The organism is Natronolimnobius sp. AArcel1 (genome assembly GCF_011043775.1).
Classification (GTDB): Archaea; Halobacteriota; Halobacteria; order Halobacteriales; family Natrialbaceae; genus Natronolimnobius.
This window is the reverse complement of record NZ_JAAKXY010000005.1, coordinates 548,484-567,308: the sequence shown is the minus strand read 5'-3', so window position 1 is coordinate 567,308 and position 18,825 is coordinate 548,484. Positions and strand designations below refer to the sequence as shown.

The window sequence follows — 18,825 nt, the reverse complement described above, 5'->3', positions numbered from 1 at the left end:
CGGGGCCGAAGGCAATGTGATTGCCGACGGTGAACGCGCGGGCGTTGACCGCCTCGCAGGCCTGCTGTGCGGTCGGACCTGTATGCACCCGGACGTGATCCAGCGATTCGCCGAGGCGATCCTCGAGACCACCTTTGACATCGCCAGTTACAGCTGAGACAGAAGGTCATCGATCAGTCTGGATGGGGTTCTTATGGAGTGATAGGACTACTCCTCAAGCACTGAGGTGAACGCGGGGGTACTTGCCTCGTGTTCGTACGCGTCCTCAGGAGTCTGTTCTTCGTACCACGTGCTGATTTCTGCATCAGGATCGAAGTACTCGTCATAAAAGTCGTAGTGGGCGTACCATGTCGAGGCATCGTGACGTCCATGACCTAAGATCTGAAACGATTCCGGTGGGGAAATCCCCATCCCGAGGTAACAATCCCGGGCCTGACAGACCAGATTTCGTATGAGTTGGGTTTTCAGATCAACGAGTGAGTTGGGTTCGTACGCGAAAATCTCTATTCGAGCATGAGGATCGCGCTCGAGGTCCGGTTGTGCGCCCCATCGAGTGTGGTACTGGCCGAGTACATCGTCCCAATGAACGTGAACGCCCGACACAGCTTCGATGAGTGCCCCATTTCGAATGTTCGGTATTGACTCGAGGTCGACACCCGCAGCGTCAGCGACTGTCTCAGCATCCACTTCGTCAGCACTGGTTCCTGTAATGTCTTCCTTGAGTAAGTCGACAACGTCCGGATCGGTCAGTACGTCTGCGTAGGTGCTGACCGTCTCCTCGTCCATTCCGAGGTAGATATCCTGTTGATAGACCGCTTCTTCGGGCGTAACCCCATCGGGCATCTCGATTTGCGAGTCGACATCAGCGTAGATACTCTGCAGGTGTTTGTAGAGGTCGCCGAAAAACGAATCAATTGCATCTTCCGAGAGCGGCTTTAACGCCGCTGCAGACTGAGCGATTCGGGCCGGGTTCTTCGTCGCCTCGAGCGTGTCGTAGCCACGTTTGCGATACACCCAGTACCGGGCGAAGCGACGCGCCTGATTCACATGCTCGTTTTCCGCCTCGGTACGCTCGTCCGGGTTGTCCGGATATCCATCTTGCTGATGTGAATAAATGGTGCCATCTCTTTCGACTTGTATATCGTGCTCAGTTACGTTGTTATCTGTAATCTTAACACCTGTTACGACGTTATCTTCTCCATAGATTGTAGCTTTCATAACCGATTATTTATAGTTCTCTTGGCATTTTCTCACCAGTAGTGGCTTTGGCAGCCTTGACAGCTTCATCCTTGATTTTGGACGCCCACGCACTCGGCGAGTCGGCAAGAATGCTATTCCATTCTTCTGAAATGCCCATCTCTTGAAGCGACTCTGATTTGGCGACCTTATTCTCTGCAGTCGATTTTGCTTGAGTTGCTGCTTGAGTTGCGACTTCCTCTCCAGTTTCAAGGATTTCGCCAGCAGCACCTGCGGTTGCTATTTTAAGTCCAGTCTTGACCACGACCTCAGCCCAATCTTCCTGATCCATCTCACGGAATCCTGTTCCGAGATTCCCGAGCAATTCGGACGTCTTCTCGACGAGCGCTCCCAGTGGTCCGAAGCCGTCTTTGACATACTCCTTAAAGGCCTCGTCGTCGGCCTCAACTGTACTCTCTCCTGTTTCTTGTAGAAGTTCAGCAAACTCCTCAGGACCGTTATCTTTCGCTGCGCGCTGAATGTGCATTTCCGATCCCATCCGATTCACAACCAGCGGCTCTCCGCCCTGCAAGGCGGCTGCAGCCGCCTCATCAGCCTCACGCTCGAGTTGTGGGTCAGGGTCACTCTCGAGGAGGGCAGCATCCTGTTGTGGCATCATGCTGACGGCGGCACCAGTTTGCTGCCGCACGTGAGTGAGTTCGTGCGCGAGCAGGAACTGCCCATCCGGCGATGTGGGATCGTACTCCCCGGCGTTGAACAGGATATCAGTTCCCACGAGTACACGCTGGCTCATCAGTTCGACGCAAGCAACTCTTCGTTGTCGGGATCGGTGAAATCGGGATACATCTCGAGGGTTTTGTACTGTTCAGCGGCTTCGATTCGCCCCGGTCCAAGCACACAAAACGCTGTAGGCGGATGTAGCCCCATTCGGATGAAGCAATCCCTGACCTGGCATTTGAGGTAGTGATCAAGGTAGGTTCGGAACTCCTCGAGCGGTCCGGGATCGATCGGTGCGAGTTCGATCAGCGTATCCGGTTCGCGGTCGAAGGGATCTCGGTCAGGTTCGCCGATGTGTTCGACGCCGCGGTCGTCAACGAAGGCCGTGTAGAGTGACGAAACGTCGGCAATGGTGAGTTCGTCGCTAACTGTGACATCCTGTGTACGTGCCACAGTGGCCAGATCCGCTGAGAAACGGTGCCAGTCGTCGACTGACGATGTGTTGAATTCATCGATGCCAGTGTTATCCCCGATAGCTTCGAGATCCACGCCATGGACCGTCGCGAGGGTTTTAGCCTCCTCAGCAAGGTCTGTCTCGAGGGGATCGACTCCGAGATAGACGTGCTGGCGGTACAGCACCGAATTTGGGCCAGTCGCAGCGGACGGAATCGGGATCGGCCGAGAAATTCCGTCGTCGTGGTAACTCCGCAATTGCTGCTCGAGATCGCCGAACAGGTCGTCGAACGCCGCGTCCGAGAGCTCTTGGACGGCTAACCGGACGGCGTTGATCCGCTCGGGGTGAATCTCTGGAGGGACGGTGTCGTAGCCCTGCTCGCAGTAGACGTAGTACTGGGCGAAGCGCCGAGCCTGTTCGTTCGATTCGTTCTCCTCTGGGGTACGATTATCTGCTTTGTCAGCGTATGCGTCGCATTGGTGATAGACGATTTCACCGGATTCCCTTTCTAAGGTGAGGTCATGTTTATATGTGGAATTATCTAGTACATCAAGACCAATATGGTTCTCATCTTCTGCAGTGATTGAGGCTTCCATAACTATTTTTTGTCAGAGAGTGGGTCATGACTGTTGTAATCCGCCCCATCGAAGCGTTTGCGGAACTTTTCGTCGATGAGGTCCTCAATGTAGGCGCTGAAGTCGGCCGATTTCTCAGCGATCGCTTTCGACCCGGCCTCGAAGGCTGGATCGTAGGCGGCTTTCGAGACGTCACTGGCGATTCCCGACACGAGTTCGGTGAGGACCTGCTGGCCGGCAACAGCACCGCCAGCAGTCCCAACACCCGGGGCAATCATCGTTCCCACGGCAGCGCCGACTAACCCGCCGGCTGTCCCAATGGCACCTTTTCCAGCGGCCTTCCCAAGCCGGCCTCGCCAAGCGGTATCACCCTTGATAGCGTCGAACAACTCACCCTGATTCGCCTTGATCTGTTCGACCTCTTTGGCCAGCACTTCCGGATCTGCAGAGACACTATCACTGAATCGCTCTTCAGCCTCCATGTGGGCCTGCTCGAGCGACTCGGCCTCGGGCATGCGCTGAATGTGCATCTCCGATCCCATCCGATTCACAACCAGCGGCTCGTCGCCCTGCAACGCGGCTGCAGCCGCCTCGTCAGCCTCACGCTCGAGTTGTGGATCAGGATCAATCTCGAAAAGGGCAGCATCCTGTTGTGGCATCATGCTGATGGCGGCACCGGTCTGTTGCCGCACGTGAGTGAGTTCGTGTGCGAGCAGGAACTGCCCATCCGGCGATGTGGGATCGTACTCCCCAGCGTTGAACGCGATGTGGTTCCCGACTGTGAACGCTCGAGCGTCGATTTGCTCGCATGCTTGGGCGGCTTTCGGGCCGGTGTGGATGCGAACATCGCCGAAGGAGTCGCTCATCCGGTCTTCCATCGCCTGCTGAATGTCGCCGTCGAGTGCTCGTCCGGGCGACGAAATGAGCTCTCTGACTGAGTCGGGTGCGCCCGCATCACCAGCAGGGGCGGTATCGTGTTGGGCTTCACGACTGCGCTGGACCGACGCCGCGTTTTGGCGTTCAATATCCTGAGGTACTTCGGCCGGCTGGTCGGCTTGACGCTCGCGGAACGCGTCCATATCGACCGGCTTGCCCATGATCCCGATAGGCATTCCCTCGTCGGCCCACTGCTGCACGCGCTGGGGGCTACAAGCCTTCTCGAGGCGTTGGAGTTTCGTCGCCTGACCCGGCATGTACAACTCGAGATCGTAGCGGCGTTCGATTCTCTCTCGGGGTGGGCGTTCAGATGGGGTTTGCGACGCTGTGTTCGACTGTGAGCGGGACGACTGCACCTTCTGACTCGGGGACGAGGATGTTCCCTTGTCTCCCGAGTCCGAATTCGAATTCGATCGGACACCGGTGTATCCCATTAGTCTCTACGCTGGTATGCTTCCGACAGCAACATATACTTACTGATGAGTGATTGGAAAAGATAGATGTATCCCGAGCCAGAACGTCGCGCCAGTGAGTCAGCAAATCCGACAGACAGCGTCGATTGCGGCCCGGTCGTGGGCATCATCACCCGAGTGACGAGTTCAGAATCACATCCATGAGCTATCCGAACACCGTTGCACACCTGCTCGCCGAAATACACCGCGTCCACACCATACTCGAGCACTACCGAGACGGTCGACCCGAGACAACTCCAGGGACAGCCGCCGACTCGGACCGACTGGACGCTGCCCCTCGAGATGAAACCCCGGACCTGACCACCCTCGAGTATGCGATCTCCGATTCGGACCACACCGCCATCGACGAACTCGACGCCGAGATCGAACGAGAGTTGCGTGGTGCCCGCGAGGACGGCGTCGATTTACGCCTCGAGACGCTCGTCGACGGGTTCGGTCTCGACGACCGACACCGTGACGTACTCTTGATCGCGCTCCTTCCCGACGTCGAGCCGGCAGCCGAGGACCTGTTTACGGTGTTGAACAACGATGTGCAAAAGCCGCGACCGACCGTTTCGCTGATCGCGGAACTGTTCTCGACCACGAGAACGGAGTTCGTGGCCGCGACCGAACTCGTCGGTGAGCATTCGCCACTTCGACAACACGATCTCGTCGTGCTCGAGGACGACAACGGATCGACGCCGAAACTCAACCGGGAGATACGGGTTGACGACCACATCTCTGACTATTTGCTCGGTCACGACGGCATCGATCCGCGGTTAGAGCGAACCCTCGAGGCCCATATCCCGGCGACTCTCGAGTCTCACCTCACCCGGACTTCTGCCGACACCACCTTCGAGGATCTGCTGTTGCCCGACGACCTGCGGGCGGACCTCGAGTCGCTCCCGTCGTCGGAGTCGGGTGGTCGATACTACTTCTCTGGGCCGCGGGGATCGGGGGTCAACCGCGCGGTCGAGGCCTGCTGTCCGAGCGATCAGTATCTGCAGGCAGACCTGCGGGCCGTCCTCGAGGCCGACGCACTCGAGGCGTTGGTACGTGAGGCAACCATCCAGGACCGGCCCGTCCAACTGTCGAAGGCTGACGCGGCAACAGTCCGCAACCGAGAGACTGATCACACGCTCGAGGGGGTACTCGCGCGCTTTCGTGCGTTCAAAAACGACGTGTTCGTCACAGGCGAGCAGGCGTGGACACCGTCTGCGAGCCGGCGAGCGAGCGTCGACGCCATCGTCGAGTTCGAGCGGCCCTCGATTGCGCTTCGTCGGACGTTCTGGGAGGACCGCGCCGACGACCTTCCGGCGGCCGTCGAGCCGGAGACGATGGCGAGTACGTTCGACCTCACGCAGGGGCAACTCGAGGCGGCGCTGGCGACGGCAACGTCGCTGGCCGGTGGCGACGACCCCACGCTTGAAGAGATTCGAGCGGGCTGTCGCGCCCAGTCGAGTACCGATCTGGCAGACCTGGCTCAACGCGTCGAGCCCCGCAAATGCTGGGACGACATCGAGTTGCGCGAGTCGACCGAACGGCGTCTGCGCACGCTCGAGACACACATCACGAACCGGGGACTGCTTTACGACGACTGGGGCTTTCGGGCAAAAGACGGCAACGCGGGAATCGTCTCGCTGTTCAAGGGGCTCCCGGGGACGGGGAAGACGCTGGCAGCGGAAGTCCTGGCCAACTCCGTCGGGATGGACCTGTACAAGATCGATCTCTCCTCCGTCATATCGAAGTATATCGGCGAGACCGAGGAGAACTTAGAGCAGATTTTCCGCGCGGCCGAGCAGTCGAACGCGATCTTGCTGTTCGATGAGGCCGACTCGATCTTCGGGGATCGAGCGGAGGTCTCGGACGCAACAGATCGCTACGCCAACGTGGAGGTGAACTACCTCCTCCAGCGGGTCGAGACATACGATGGGGTCATCGTCCTGACGACGAACTACGCCCAGAACATTGACGCGGCGTTCTCGCGGCGGATCACCCACTCGATTACGTTCGAGAAACCTGACGCAGCGACCCGCGAGCGGATTTGGGAGGGAATCTTCCCTGACAACTGTCCCGTCGAAGCTGTCGACTGGGAGTGGCTCGCTGAGTTCGAGTACAGTGGTGGCGACATCGATAAATTGGCCAAACACGTCGCCATCTACGGTGCTGACCGTGAGGCGGAAACAATCACTATGCCGCTCGTGGTCCAGGCACTCGAGCAGTACAAACGAGACCGTAACTCTCCAATCCGCGAGGCAGACTTCGAGCCGTACCTCGAGCACCTCGAGGGGCCGACTGAGAGGGAAGCGCGAACACAGATTCAGGAGGCACGTCGACGTAGTTAAGACGGGGCGCTGTCTGTCTGCCTGTCTGTCTGCCTATCTGTCTGCCTGTCTGTTTGTCCGGGATGAACCGCGTACTCGTCCGTCATTCGTACATATTCATACAGTAATAGATTTAAGGTATTAGGTATGGGTACAGAGAAAGATGAGCTATAGTGCGATTGCGGATGTGAGTAATGCGTTACTCGAGGTGATGGCAACGAACGTTGCCGAACACAGTCCACTGGATCCGAACCGGATCGCGGTGGCATCGCCAGCCGAGCTCGGATCGCTCTCCGATATCGATCTCGTCCTCTGTCCCTACCGGATCGAAACAGACAACTCGAGAGGAACAGTGAGCCGGACAACCACGGAAACGACTCGGCAGGACCCGCCGCTTTCGCTGTCCATCCGATATCTGGTCGTCCCCCGTGCTGGCGAAAACGAGAACGACGACGCTGAGACGCAGATGAGTTCGATTGAGCGACAGCGACTCCTCGGGGCTGCCCTCCAGATCTTCCACGATACGAGCCGGCTCGAGCCAGACGAGGTGCCGGTCCCTCTGATTCAGGATGAGCCGCTGACAATTTCGATCACGGATGAGCCGTTCGACGATGTACTCTCGTTGTGGTCGCAGTACCCAGATATCGACTGGCGACTGGCGGCGACAATCGAGGTCCGGCCGGCGATGATCCAGTCGCTGAACGAGGAAACGTTCACGCGCGTCGAAGACCGTGAGGCTGTCCTCAGATCGAAACCCGAACAGGCCCCAGCAGAGAGCGACGAGGCCACACCAGTAGATCGGTGAGCTCGACAATCGAAGCGCCGCTCGAGCCCGTCGAATGAGGAAGCAGACACTTTCCCGGTTATTGTCCGTCGAACTCGAGGAATCGATTCGGGTGGCAAACCGCCCGCCAGAAACTCGACCACGAACAATCGGCCCGTGACCCTGCGAATTATGAGCGAGCGACGACTGAGAGTCCGACATGGACCGGATTACGCTGGGTAACGAGGAGTTTGAAGGGAACAACAACGCGTACGTCCTCGCCGGCGACAGCGCAGACAGCGACGGCAATTCACTCGCGCTCGTCGACACCGCTATTGCGACGCCTGACTGTCGGGCGGACCTCCGTGAGGGGCTGGCCGAGCGTGGCTACGAGTTTTCGGATGTCGACGACATCGTGTTGACGCACTTCCATCCCGACCACAGCGGGTTAGCGGGCGAGATACAGGCCGAAAGCGATGCGACCGTGTACGTCCACGAAGCCGACGCGCCCCTCGTCGCCGGCGATGCGGATGCCCTCGATAATTTCGACCAGCAGCGACGCGACTGCCTCGAGCAGTGGGGGCTTCCCGAGGACGCCCGCCAGGAACTACTCGACGTTTTCGAGGCCGCAAGCAAAATCCAGGGCGAACCCGCAGATGTGACGCCGATTGAAGATGGAGATGTCCTCGAGGTCGGCGGCCGACAACTCACGACCGTCCACGCACCGGGCCACGCAGCGGGATTGTGTTGGTTCGAGAGTGAGAACGGACCCGACAGTACCTCCACCGAGGCGTTCGTTGGCGACACGATTTTGCCGGTCTACACGCCGAACATTGGCGGTGCAGATGTCCGGGTCGAACGGCCGCTCGAGCAGTATCTCGAAACGCTCGAGCGACTGGTCGAACGCGACTACGACCGTGTCTGGCCCGGCCATCGCGACCCTATCGAGGAGCCGACCAAGCGTGCGCGAACGATTGCTGCGCATCATCGCGAGCGGACTGAAAACGTCCTCGAGGTACTCGCCGATCACGGGCCGGCAGACCCGTGGACAGTCAGTGCACAGCTCTTTGGCGACCTTGAGGGAATCCACATTCTCCACGGGCCGGGCGAGGCGTACGCACATCTGGATCATCTGTCTCAGGAAGGAGTTCTTAATCTCGAGGACGGCGAGTATCAGCTGACAGTCGACGTCGAAAACATCGACCTTGATGCGGTGTTGCCGTCGATCACCAGTTCGACATCGACTGCCTGAAACTAGAGTGAGTGCAGGCGCTCGAGGTCGTCTGCGTCGTGCCCGCAGATGACAGTTGCGTCGTGTCGTCGCTCGAGGTTCTGCACGCGTTGTAGGCTCTCGAACCAGTCGCGCTTGCTCCAGAGCAGGCCGCCGCCCATCGGCTGTTCGTCGTCGTAGTTCGCCCGCGTGTAGGCCTGATCGCCCGCGAGGATCACGGTGCCCGCGCCCGCGTCCTCGAGATCGAGGACGACGCCGAGCAAGCCGGGCGTGTGCCCGGGTAAGCGGACGAACTCGAGGCCCTCGAACACATGTGCGCGGTCACCATGGACAATCTCCCACGAGAGGTCGTGATCGAAATCGGCAGCGAGGTAGGCGATATCGGCGTCCGCAGCATCCGTTTTCGCGCTGTAGTAGGCGTATTTGAGTTCGCGCTCGTGGACGTAGATCGGAGTCTCAGTTCCGGCGAAGGTCTCGAGGCCGCCGGCGTGATCGAGGTGCAGGTGAGACTGGATGACGTAATCGATCTCAGAGACAGCATACCCAGCGTCAGCGAGGTCGTCCTCGAGCGGGCGCAGGCCGGTGTGTTCGAAGGCGTCGTACAGCCCGGCGGGCCAGTGGCCGTCGGCGGCGTCGGGGTGGGAACCGGTGTCCCACAGGATCGTTCCCTCCGGGTGGTCGATCACGACGTTGTATACGGGCGCAGTCTGTAGCGCAGCGTTCGGGTTCGGCTCGCTCACAGTGGCAAGCGTTGCGCCCTCTCGGAGGTTGTTCACGTCGGCGGTGATCGTTCCGCGCTCAATCGGCGTCAGACTCGCATCGACCATAGTAGATACTGGGCTCGAATAGTATAGAGAATGGTGGTCTCACCCACCCCCGCTCTTGAGCAGTTGGTAATGCCGGCCATAGCACTATTCCACAGCTCGGTGACGTGTCCGTATGGTCAGACTCTCGAGTGGCGTTATCCTCGTTGGTGTCGTCTTCCTGTTCATCCCGATTCCGCCGATTGCAACGATAGCCGGCATCCTGACGATACTCGCCGGGATCGCGCTCAGGACCCTGTTCGACCTGTAACGACCGACCATACGCAAGTCGACGGCCATCGACAGCCGTTAGGTTGCCGATTTTTAGGGCTGGTCGACAACGGCCACGTATGGAGTCGACGCCCCAAGTTGTCGTCGTTGGTGGAGGACTGGCCGGACTCGTCACAGCGCGCCATCTCGCTGGCGGCGGCGTTGACGTAACCCTTCTCGAGGCCCGCAAGACGGTCGGCGGTCGCGTTCGGACGACCGAGCGCGATGGCTACCTGTTCGACCGCGGCTTTCAGGTACTGTTTACCGCCTATCCAGCGGTCAGGCGAGAACTCGATCTCGAGGTGCTCGACCTCCGAGCCTTTTCGCCGGGAGCGACAATCGCCAAGCCGAACCATCGCTCGACGCTTTCGGATCCGCTGCGCGAGCCACGAACCGCGCTCGATACGCTGTTCAATCCGGATATTACGCTCGGCGACAAACGCCGTGTTCTCTCGCTGTGGCGCGAACTCCGCGGCCGTGACCCGGAAGCGGTGTTTGCGGCCGACCGCGAGGACGAGGAGGCCACGATTGCACAGTTCCTCCGCGAACGGGACTTTTCCGAGCAGTTCCTCGAGAACTTCATCGCGCCCTTCTACGGCGGGATCACCCTCGACCGGACGCTTGGAACCTCGAGTCGCGTCTTCGAGTACACATTCGGCGCGCTCGCGTCAGGGTCGATTGCTGTCCCCGCGGCAGGAATGGAGGCGATCCCGGCCCAACTCGCCGACCACGCGCGAGCGGAGGGGGCGACGCTCGAGACCGGCCTCGAGGTCGAATCGATCGAAAGCGAGGATAGCGGGGCCGTCGTAACGGGTGTGACTGACGGCGACTCGAGCGAGTACGAGGCCGACGCGGTCGTCGTCGCGGCTGATCCGCCGACGGCAGCAGCACTCACAGATGTGACGGGAATCCCTACCGACAGTCAGGCCTGTGTCACACAGTACTACCGCCTGCCCGGGCTGACTGAGTTCGAGAACGACCGTCGCCTCTTGTTGAACGCGAGCGATAACGGACCGAACCACCTCGTTCCACACAGCGCCGTTGCCCCCGAGTACGCGCCCGACGACGAGACGCTGCTGAGTGCGACCTACCTCGGCGAGCGCGACGAAAGCGACGAGGAACTCGAGGAGCGCACCCGCGAGACGCTCGCCTCGTGGTACCCCGAGCGCGTGTTCGATGGCCTCGAGCGCCTGCATACCGACCGAATCGACTTCGCACAGTTTTCCCAGCCGCCGGGGATCTACGAGCAGTTACCCGATGTGCGCGACCCCGACGGGCCGGTGTATCTGGCCGGCGACTACACCCGCTGGTCGTCGATTCAGGGCGCGATGGAAAGCGGCCGGCAGGCAGCACAGGCAGTGCTCGAGGATCTGTCAGGCTAACGGCGGCGTACGTCAGCACCCGTCAGCCACGGTGTCTGTCGACAGCGAGGGAGGCGACGAAGACGCCCATCCCAAAGAGCAGGTAGCTCGCGGGGGTGGGCCCTGGGACTGGCTCGAGTGCCGCGGTCACGATGAGAGCGAGCGCGATGAGGACGAACGCGCGGTAGCCAGCCCGATAGTGACGGTGACGGCGCTGCTCGTCAAATCGAAGCCGTCCGCGGCGGGCGGCGACAACCTGCCACGCGCCGGCGGCGGCCATGAGTCCTGCAACGAGGAACACGGGGAGTAGTCGTGTCCATGCCTCGCCGTCAGTGATATTGAGGGCCGTAAACCCGGCTGCGAGGGCAACACCGATTGCGACCAGCACCCAGCCGGTTCGCTGCTGCTGGGAGAGCGTCGAGGGTGGGGTCAACAGACGCATATGTGGAATTTTCTTCTGTTAACACTAATACAGTTTATGATTTGGTGATTCGATGACATATATCGACTGTCCCACTCTCCTCAAGATCGACGACAAGCGTCGTCTCCTCAAGCGAGATGGTGACCCTAGCTTTGCCATCCTCGAGAAGTTCGACATCGCTCAGTTGGACTAGCGACAGCGAGCCGAGCTGGGTCGCCGGCGGCTCGAGGTCGTGGACGGCGTACAGGTGGCGGATGTCGGGATGGGAGACGAGTAAGTCGGGAATCGGAATCGGGTACGACATCCAGCAGGCCTCGCAGGCGGCTCTCGCGTAGATGGTGTCGTACTGGAGCGTGAATTCGGGGACCGACTCGTGTGGAAAGGAGAACGTGGCTGGTCCCCAACAATAGGGACAGACGCCGCGACGAAGTGAGTCGACGTGAGCCGCATGTCGTCGAAGCACGAGGTCGACGAGCGTCTCGAGGGACTGGTGAGAAGCAGCGATTGGCGGGACGGGATACCCCATCGAGACGCCGTGGTCGGGACAGGACAGCGTCAGCAGGTGTTCGTGATGGCGAGCGAGGAGCGGCGCTTCGCAGTGGGGACAAGACGCGTCGATAGTCGTCTCGCGAGTCGTCGCATCGGCGTAGGTCCCGGATCGGATCGCGGTGACGACCTCGAGCGCGGCGATAGTCGGGCGGTACTGTTCGCGTTCCTTGACGACGAACTCCTCCTGGAGCTTTCCGAGGTGGTAGCTGAACCGGCTCGTATCATCGATGTCGACCAGGTCGTAGAGGGCGGAAAACGAAAGCCAGCCGGTCGACCACGCCTCGTCGTAATGGTCGGCCAGTTCGAACAGAATCTCGAGTCGCGTCTCGTCGCCCAGGGCCGCGTAGGCGTCGTCGGGGACGGAATACTTTGCAGTCATGCGTTGTCGTATTGTCTCCGGTTCGAATAGTCGTTGCGAACCTGTCAAATCCACAACTTAAATGTCATACAGACAACACTTATTGGAACAGCAGCGGACGGCGTAAGCATGGGAGAGACAACCCGACAGCGTGGGGGTATCGATTCTCGAACTGATCGGTTTAGTCGCGCTCGAGCGCTGGCCGTCGTCACGGCGCTCAGTGTCGCGGCAGTGGGTGCGAACATCGTTGCCAGTTTCCTTGCAGTGCAGTTGCAGTCCGTTGGCAGTGATGGACTGACGTTCGCACTCAATCTGCTCGCGGTGCAGTTGTCATTTCTCGTCGTCGGCGTCGGCTACCTGTGGTTCCGGCCGGCGGTGACGATACCGATTCGATGGCCGACTCGAGACGAACTGGCCGTTGCCCTCGCCGGGCTCGTGGCCGGACTGGTCGCCGTGTCACTCTCGTTTGTTAGCACCGACGTAGTTGTGCCCTCCCTCGAGTTGTGGCCCCATTTCTCGGCGTATTCGGGATACAGCGCCTCATCAGTGGCCATGGTGCTCGTCGGAGCGGTGTTGTCGCTGCTCGTTATCGGTCCCGTAGAAGAGTTTCTTTTCCGCGGTGTAATTCAGGGTCGACTACGCGCGGTGTTTGGACCGGTCGCGGCCATTGGCCTCGCGAGTTTCGTCTTTGCGTTCTTTCACTTCTATCTGATCCTCCTGCTCGAGGTTCCCGCTGCGGTCATCGCTCACATGCTCGTCTACTACACAGTGATGGGCGCGATTTTCGGCATGACCTACGAACGAACGGAGACACTCGTCGTTCCAGCGCTGGTCCACGGCGCGTTCAACGCTATCCTCTTTCTCAGCGCAGTTCCGTTCGCCTAGAGAAACTGACGACACTTCCCCAACGGCGGGAACCACAGCGTCTCGCCAGCGTCGCCATCCCAGACCGCCGGGTAGAACGCGTCCGCATCAGTCACCAGCGGCGACTGGAAGTCTCGAGCGCGCATTCGGTTGACCGTTGCACCGCCGGCGAGTCGCGTGAACGCGGGGAGCACGAGCACGTCCGCACCGTCGTAGACGCCGGGTCCGTAGAGAAAACAGGGGTGCTTCCGACCGTCGATTGCGAGTGCGGGATGGTCGTGGCCGATGACGTAGCGCTGTGCGTCGGCGTCCGTCGCGGGGTCCTCGTGGCCGTGACAGACGATTGTTTCGCCGTCTGCGAGTTGGTATTCAGGACTTGTCTCGCCGTCGAAGACAGACTCGAGCATCGCGTCGTGATTCCCCGGCGTAACAACCAGTGATGCGCCAGCGTCGGCAATGGTCGACTCGAGTGCCTCGAGATCCCGGGCGACACTGAGCGGGACGTGGTCGAACGCGTGCAGCAGGTCGCCGGCGATGACGACCGTTTCGGGTTCAGTCTGTTCAAGCAGCGCAGTGAGGCGCTCTCGTGTGTCGCTCCCGTCGTCGATGGGTGCCTCAACGCGTGACGTTTCGGCACGGCCGAGATGTAGGTCGGCGAGCAGTAGGGTCTCGGCGGCGGGAACGAACACAGCGCGCTCGAGTGGGGAAAACGCCACGTCAACGTCGACGGACGGGGTCACTGTTTTGGCGGGTCGGCAGAGCCGTCGGTATCGGCACCTGCGTCTGTGGCCGTCTCAGCGGCTGCAGCGCCGGTCCCGTAGCCGTCGGGTCGGAACTCCGATTTATCGAGCGCGTCGAAGAGGTCGTACTCGTTCCCAGTCAGGACGAAGAGCACCTCCTCGAGCGGGGCGAGCACTTCGGGGACGATTTTGACGACGAGGTAGGTGATGCCGACGAGGGCAACGACGGACAGCACCTGGGCGATGTAGTTGTGAGCAACGAGATAGGAGACCCGATTCGGGTCAGCGCCCATGTACGTCGTCATTAGGGAGACGACCCAGTCTTGTTGGAACCAGCCCCACGGGGAGGCAAGTCCGATGAAGACGTTCCGTGCGAGGTTGAGGAACCAGATGACACCGATTGCAAGTGTGAACGCGGTCAGTTTTCGCTTCAGTGGGGCCGAGACGGAAGCGACGAGGCCACCGAAGATGGCCATGCTGCCGATGCCGGTACAGGCGAGGATAATGTAGGTCGTCCGGCCGGTAACCGTCTCATCAGGGTCGAAATCGAAGCGGCTCTGATAGCCGTTTGCGCCCTCGTTGATCCCGGGGCTGTGACCGAACAGTTCCATCCCGTAATGGGTCTGGACGGCCGTCGTCTCGATGAGCCACGTTCGGACCATCGGAATCGTCTCGACGGGCAGGTAGATCACGCCCATGAGTGCCACGGCTTTCGTCAGCACGAACAGCGAGGTCCGGCCCTGAAAGAGCAGATAGGCGACGTACGCACACAACGGCAACGCCACCGTTGCCAGAATCGTCTGCAACGGACTCTGTATCTCGCCATAATAATAGGGGACCATCGTCAACCAGAACACTCCGAACAGCACCCAGGCCAGCGCACCGGTCCCGCGGGCCAGATCGCGCTCGCCTCGCCACTGCAAGGCGAGTGCAACGAGAAACGAACCGATCGCGAGCCAGGCAAGCGCGTCCGTGAATCCAATACCGAGATCCGACACGAACGCCACCTGCCCGCCGTGCTCGAGGCCGATGGCCAGGTCGCTCCCGGCCATCGAACGTGGGGTCGGCATAGTCAAGCGAAACACACGAACGCGTCTGCTATCAACTTGACGCCTTGGCGACGACAAACCGACCGACTCGAGCCACGACTACGAAACAGTTAAGTAAATAGTGGTACTTGGTAACAATACACATGGCATCCAGTGAACTGTCCGCCGATGAGCCGCTGGGACGGTCGCTGACCGTCCAGCGTATCGAAACAGCTGACGCAGCGGCATCGATTCGTCATGTCGACCAACTCGAGGCCGAGACGTTCGAGGCGTTCTATGAGTTGGCCACTGCGGACACGTCACTGCACGCGATAGAGAGCGGCCTCAAGCCGGGAGAGATCATCGTCTTCACCGACAACTTCCGGGTCGAAGCGCGCTGAGACGGCGCCCGACTGTTCTCAGCCGACCGGCAGTATCGAAGCCGTTTTCCCCAGTGCGTTCCTTCCTGCGGACATGAACGGCGGTAGTGACATGACCCTCGCGTTCGAACTCGAGGCGCTGAAAGAGGTTGCCTCGCCCGAGAACGTCTTCGAAGACGCCAGAGGCTGGACCGAATACATCGGTGTTGTCTCCGAGAAACCGACCTACGTCGTAACGAACTTCACGCGGAAAAATCGCATCCGACAGGACTTCTTCTCCGGGCCGCGAGGCAAAGCGGAGAGTCTCGAGGGTGTGAAAGATCAGTTCCAGACTGATCGCTACGTCTACGTCGGTGTCACCGACGAGGACGAAGAGTTAGCCGAGCAAGTCGACTGGGAGTACCTGGACATCGAAGACGCCGCGGACGCGGCAGACTGGATTCTGGCGGCGAGTGCTGACGACGGCGAAGACGACGCAGAGCCGGTTCGTGACGACTGGCCCTGAAACGGCTTGTTGTCCCATGGTCCCGGTACAACCGCCGCTCGGATCGCGGGTGCGCCGGAACTGACGGACTAAACACTGTATGAGACGCCTCAGCACTGCCGCGAGTGGTGGTTCGACCGCGCCTGTGTTCGCGTGCGGCAAGATGCTTATACAACTCCACGTTGTGCTATCGCTATGAGCGAGCAAGCCGGGGGTAGTGCTGGAGCGTTCTGGGATGACGTCGACGGGTCGCATGCTCGGCACCGGCTCTCAGCACTTCTCACTGCAGTTACAGACGGTATCGTTACGTTCGATACTGACGGCACGCTCACCACAGCCAACGACCGCGCGGCAGACATTCTCGGTCGGTCACAGGAGTCACTCCATGGCTGTGCTCACGACGATGATCGGTTCGACCTTGTCAACGAAACTGGCACGCCACTCGAGTCCGACGAGACACCGTTTTCGACGCTACTCGAGTCCGATGGCTCGATCACTGACCAAATCGTTGGCATCACAATCCCGACAGGCGAGCGTGTCTGGCTTTCCGTCAACGGCGCGCTCGATCGCACGGACGAGGGGATCGCTGGTGCGGTTTTCACAGTCGAAGACATCACTGAGCGCAAAGAACGGACCAACGACCGAACCGACGGGTTTCATGACATCCGTGAGAACGAAGAGCATCTGCGCCTTGCCCTCGAGTCGGGGTCGATGGGAACGTGGGAACTCGATTTACAGACCGAAGACTCGCCGGTTCGGTCGGCCGAACACGACCGAATCTTCGGATACGACGACCCACTCGAAGACTGGGGCATTGATCGGTTCCTCGAGCACGTCCATCCGGACGACCGCGAACTGGTCGAACAACGCTTTGAGGCAGCGATGGAGTCTGGAACCTGGGAGTTCGACTGTCGGATCATCCGCGCCGACGGTGAGCAGCGAACGATTACGGCAACCGGCGAGTTTCAGTTCGATGCTGACGGCAAACCGGTTCGAGCGGTCGGCATCGTGCAGGATATCACCGACCAGCGCGATCGAGAACGGTATCTCGAGGAGGCGAAAGCCCAACTCGAGGCGGCAACGGAAGCCGGCGCTGTCGGAACGTGGGAGTGGCAAGTCCCTGAGAACCGGTTCGTAACCGGCGCGTCGTTCGCGCGAACGTTCGGGGTCGAGCCGGCTGCTGCACGCGAGGGAGTCCCGCTCGAGCGGATTACGGCGTCGATTCACGAGGCCGACCGTGAACGGGTAACTCAGCGGATTCAGGACGCACTCGAGACCTGCGGCGAGTACGAAGCAGAGTATCGCGTCTGGGACGCCGACGGCGAACTGCGGTGGGTTGTCGCCCGCGGCCACGTCGAGTGTGACGAGGATGGGAACCCGAGACGGTTCCCTGGCGCACTCACCGATATCACCGAACGCAAACGCGCCGAACTCGCAGTCGAGAAACAATCACGCGAACTTGAGGCGCTGTTTCAGGTGCTGCCGGTCGGTGTCGTCGTTGCGAATGCAGACGGCTCGTTGCGCAGAGCAAACGAGACGGCCAAAGAGATTTGGGGCGGCGACGTCTTCAATTCGGATTCAGTCGAGGAGTACGAGAAATTCGACGCTAACTGGGCAGACTCCGGTGAGCCGGTCGAGCCAAACGAGTGGACGATGGCGCAGGTGCTCGATGGCGAGTCAGTGACCGATCCCAACATCTACGAAATAGACACGTTCGACGGCGAGCAGCGGATCATTATGGAACACGGGCAACCGGTCCGAACCGACGACGGCAGCGTCAGTCGCGCCGTCGTCACGGTGACGGACATCACCGAACGTCGCCAGTACGAACAAGCACTCGAGGAGAATCGGCGACAGCTGTCGACGCTGATGGAGAACGTCCCTGGCATGGTCTATCGCTGCCAGAACGAATCCGACTGGCCGATGGAGTTCGTTAGCGATGCCTGTCGAGAACTCACCGGCTACGACCCCGAGGCACTCGAGTCTGGCAAGATATCTTACGGCGACGAGATCATGCTCGAAGAAGACCGCGCCGAGGTCTGGTCGGAGATTCAGCAATTGAGTGGCGAGCAGGATACCTTTTCAGTTGCCTATCGGATCGAAACTGCTGACGGAGATATTCGGTGGGTTCGCTCGTATGGTCGCGCCATCACCGACGACGATGGCACGATTGTCTCACTCGAGGGAATTATCTCCGATATTACGGATCGAAAACAGCTTGAGACGGATCTCAAGGCCTCGAACGAGCGCTTAGAGCAGTTTGCATACGCCGCCAGCCACGACTTACAAGAGCCGCTGCGGATGGTCACGAGCTATCTCCAGTTGCTCGAGAGTCGCTATGGCGACGAGTTCGACGAAGACGGCCAGGAGTTCCTCGAGTTCGCCGTCGACGGCGCGAATCGGATGCGGGCGATGATTGATGCGCTCCTCAAATACTCTCGTGTCGATACGCGCGGCGATCCGTTCGAGCCGGTCGATCTCGACGCCGTGCTCGCGGACGTTCGTGACGACCTGCAGATGCAAATCAACGAAACCGGCGCAGCGATCACCGCCTCGTCGTTACCCGACGTGCACGGCGACTCGAACCAACTGCGGCAGGTCTTTCAGAACCTACTGCAAAACGCCCTGCAGTACAGCGGAGAGGAGCCGCCTGAGATTGCCATTTCCGCCGACCGGAAAGGCGAGTACCACGTTATCTCGGTTTGCGACAGGGGAGTCGGCATCGAGACAGCACACACTGAACGGATCTTCGAAGTGTTCCAGCGACTGCACTCCCATCAAGAACACCCCGGCACCGGTATCGGTCTCGCACTCTGTCGGCGTATCGTTGAACGCCACGGCGGCGAAATTTGGGCGGAATCCAACGCTGGCGACGGAACGACGTTCTCGTTTACGCTACCGGTTGAGCCGTAACCGAG

General features: G+C 60.2%; 17 protein-coding genes and 2 pseudogenes. 9 read left to right on the top strand and 10 right to left on the bottom strand.

Translation table 11 applies throughout. The features are described from left to right. The 5 genes and pseudogenes from G6M89_RS17660 to G6M89_RS17640 form a co-directional block, all read right to left on the bottom strand. Nucleotides 1–145: pseudogene (locus G6M89_RS17660) on the bottom strand (DUF4157 domain-containing protein); the annotation flags it as partial. 62 nt (nucleotides 146–207) lie between these two features. Continuing rightward, complete coding sequence (locus tag G6M89_RS17655; protein ID WP_206335608.1) at nucleotides 208–1,047, bottom strand: hypothetical protein; 840 nt, start codon at nucleotides 1,045–1,047, stop codon at nucleotides 208–210. A gap of 657 nt (nucleotides 1,048–1,704) precedes the next feature. Then, nucleotides 1,705–1,990: pseudogene (locus G6M89_RS17650) on the bottom strand (DUF4157 domain-containing protein); the annotation flags it as partial. Further along, the gene (locus tag G6M89_RS17645; RefSeq protein WP_165163179.1) at nucleotides 1,990–2,964 is read right to left on the bottom strand and encodes a hypothetical protein; all 975 of its coding nucleotides are present in this window, start codon (nucleotides 2,962–2,964) and stop codon (nucleotides 1,990–1,992) included. The gene G6M89_RS17645 and the pseudogene G6M89_RS17650, both read right to left, overlap by 1 nt. 2 nt (nucleotides 2,965–2,966) lie before the next feature. After that, the gene (locus G6M89_RS17640) at nucleotides 2,967–4,136 is read right to left on the bottom strand and encodes a DUF4157 domain-containing protein (protein WP_241175403.1); all 1,170 of its coding nucleotides are present in this window, start codon (nucleotides 4,134–4,136) and stop codon (nucleotides 2,967–2,969) included. Nucleotides 4,137–4,492: 356 nt separating this feature from the next. Between G6M89_RS17640 and G6M89_RS17635 the strand changes: the two genes are divergently transcribed. The 3 genes from G6M89_RS17635 to G6M89_RS17625 all read left to right on the top strand — a co-directional run bounded on the left by G6M89_RS17635 (nucleotide 4,493) and on the right by G6M89_RS17625 (nucleotide 8,670). Continuing rightward, nucleotides 4,493–6,676, top strand: coding sequence for an ATP-binding protein (locus G6M89_RS17635; protein ID WP_165163178.1), 2,184 nt, complete (start codon nucleotides 4,493–4,495; stop codon nucleotides 6,674–6,676). 142 nt (nucleotides 6,677–6,818) lie between these two features. Continuing rightward, on the top strand, nucleotides 6,819–7,460 hold the full coding sequence (locus G6M89_RS17630; protein ID WP_165163177.1) for a Pvc16 family protein: 642 nt from the start codon (nucleotides 6,819–6,821) through the stop codon (nucleotides 7,458–7,460). 178 nt (nucleotides 7,461–7,638) lie between these two features. Beyond that, nucleotides 7,639–8,670 carry an MBL fold metallo-hydrolase gene (locus G6M89_RS17625; RefSeq protein WP_165163176.1) on the top strand — a complete coding sequence of 344 codons (1,032 nt, stop codon included), beginning with the start codon at nucleotides 7,639–7,641 and terminating at the stop codon, nucleotides 8,668–8,670. A 2-nt stretch (nucleotides 8,671–8,672) separates the two neighbouring features. Here G6M89_RS17625 and G6M89_RS17620 read toward each other — a convergent pair whose 3' ends face one another. Next, complete coding sequence (locus G6M89_RS17620; protein ID WP_165163175.1) at nucleotides 8,673–9,476, bottom strand: N-acyl homoserine lactonase family protein; 804 nt, start codon at nucleotides 9,474–9,476, stop codon at nucleotides 8,673–8,675. A gap of 112 nt (nucleotides 9,477–9,588) precedes the next feature. Here G6M89_RS17620 and G6M89_RS17615 point away from each other — a divergent pair, with 112 nt between their 5' ends. Continuing rightward, a complete protein-coding gene (locus G6M89_RS17615) occupies nucleotides 9,589–9,723 on the top strand; it encodes a transporter (RefSeq protein WP_165163174.1) in 135 nt (44 codons plus the stop codon). A 79-nt stretch (nucleotides 9,724–9,802) separates the two neighbouring features. After that, nucleotides 9,803–11,104 (top strand): NAD(P)/FAD-dependent oxidoreductase, encoded by a 1,302-nt coding sequence (locus G6M89_RS17610; RefSeq protein WP_165163173.1) that lies wholly within the window; start codon nucleotides 9,803–9,805, stop codon nucleotides 11,102–11,104. 22 nt (nucleotides 11,105–11,126) lie between these two features. Here the strand turns inward: G6M89_RS17610 and G6M89_RS17605 are convergent, their stop codons facing one another. Further along, nucleotides 11,127–11,525, bottom strand: a complete 399-nt coding sequence (locus G6M89_RS17605) for a hypothetical protein (protein WP_165163172.1) — start codon at nucleotides 11,523–11,525, stop codon at nucleotides 11,127–11,129. 34 nt (nucleotides 11,526–11,559) lie between these two features. Next, nucleotides 11,560–12,432 (bottom strand): winged helix-turn-helix domain-containing protein, encoded by an 873-nt coding sequence (locus tag G6M89_RS17600; protein ID WP_165163171.1) that lies wholly within the window; start codon nucleotides 12,430–12,432, stop codon nucleotides 11,560–11,562. Between the two features lie 108 nt (nucleotides 12,433–12,540). Between G6M89_RS17600 and G6M89_RS17595 the strand changes: the two genes are divergently transcribed. Further along, nucleotides 12,541–13,296, top strand: a complete 756-nt coding sequence (locus G6M89_RS17595) for a CPBP family intramembrane glutamic endopeptidase (protein ID WP_165163170.1) — start codon at nucleotides 12,541–12,543, stop codon at nucleotides 13,294–13,296. On the opposite strand, the gene G6M89_RS17590 is transcribed toward G6M89_RS17595, so the two are convergent. Continuing rightward, on the bottom strand, nucleotides 13,293–14,015 hold the full coding sequence (locus G6M89_RS17590; RefSeq protein ID WP_165163169.1) for a metallophosphoesterase: 723 nt from the start codon (nucleotides 14,013–14,015) through the stop codon (nucleotides 13,293–13,295). The two genes, G6M89_RS17595 and G6M89_RS17590, sit on opposite strands and share 4 nt — an antisense overlap. Continuing rightward, on the bottom strand, nucleotides 14,012–15,085 hold the full coding sequence (gene artA, locus G6M89_RS17585) for an archaeosortase A (protein WP_165163168.1): 1,074 nt from the start codon (nucleotides 15,083–15,085) through the stop codon (nucleotides 14,012–14,014). Before artA ends, G6M89_RS17590 begins: the two co-directional genes overlap by 4 nt. Nucleotides 15,086–15,207: 122 nt before the next feature. Between artA and G6M89_RS17580 the strand changes: the two genes are divergently transcribed. The 3 genes from G6M89_RS17580 (at nucleotide 15,208) to G6M89_RS17570 (ending at nucleotide 18,820) form a co-directional block, all read left to right on the top strand. Beyond that, complete coding sequence (locus G6M89_RS17580) at nucleotides 15,208–15,444, top strand: hypothetical protein (protein ID WP_165163167.1); 237 nt, start codon at nucleotides 15,208–15,210, stop codon at nucleotides 15,442–15,444. Between the two features lie 73 nt (nucleotides 15,445–15,517). Next, nucleotides 15,518–15,928, top strand: a complete 411-nt coding sequence (locus G6M89_RS17575; RefSeq protein ID WP_165163166.1) for a hypothetical protein — start codon at nucleotides 15,518–15,520, stop codon at nucleotides 15,926–15,928. A 174-nt stretch (nucleotides 15,929–16,102) separates the two neighbouring features. Continuing rightward, nucleotides 16,103–18,820 carry a PAS domain-containing protein gene (locus tag G6M89_RS17570; RefSeq protein ID WP_165163165.1) on the top strand — a complete coding sequence of 906 codons (2,718 nt, stop codon included), beginning with the start codon at nucleotides 16,103–16,105 and terminating at the stop codon, nucleotides 18,818–18,820. The last annotated feature ends 5 nt before the right edge of the window (nucleotides 18,821–18,825 follow it).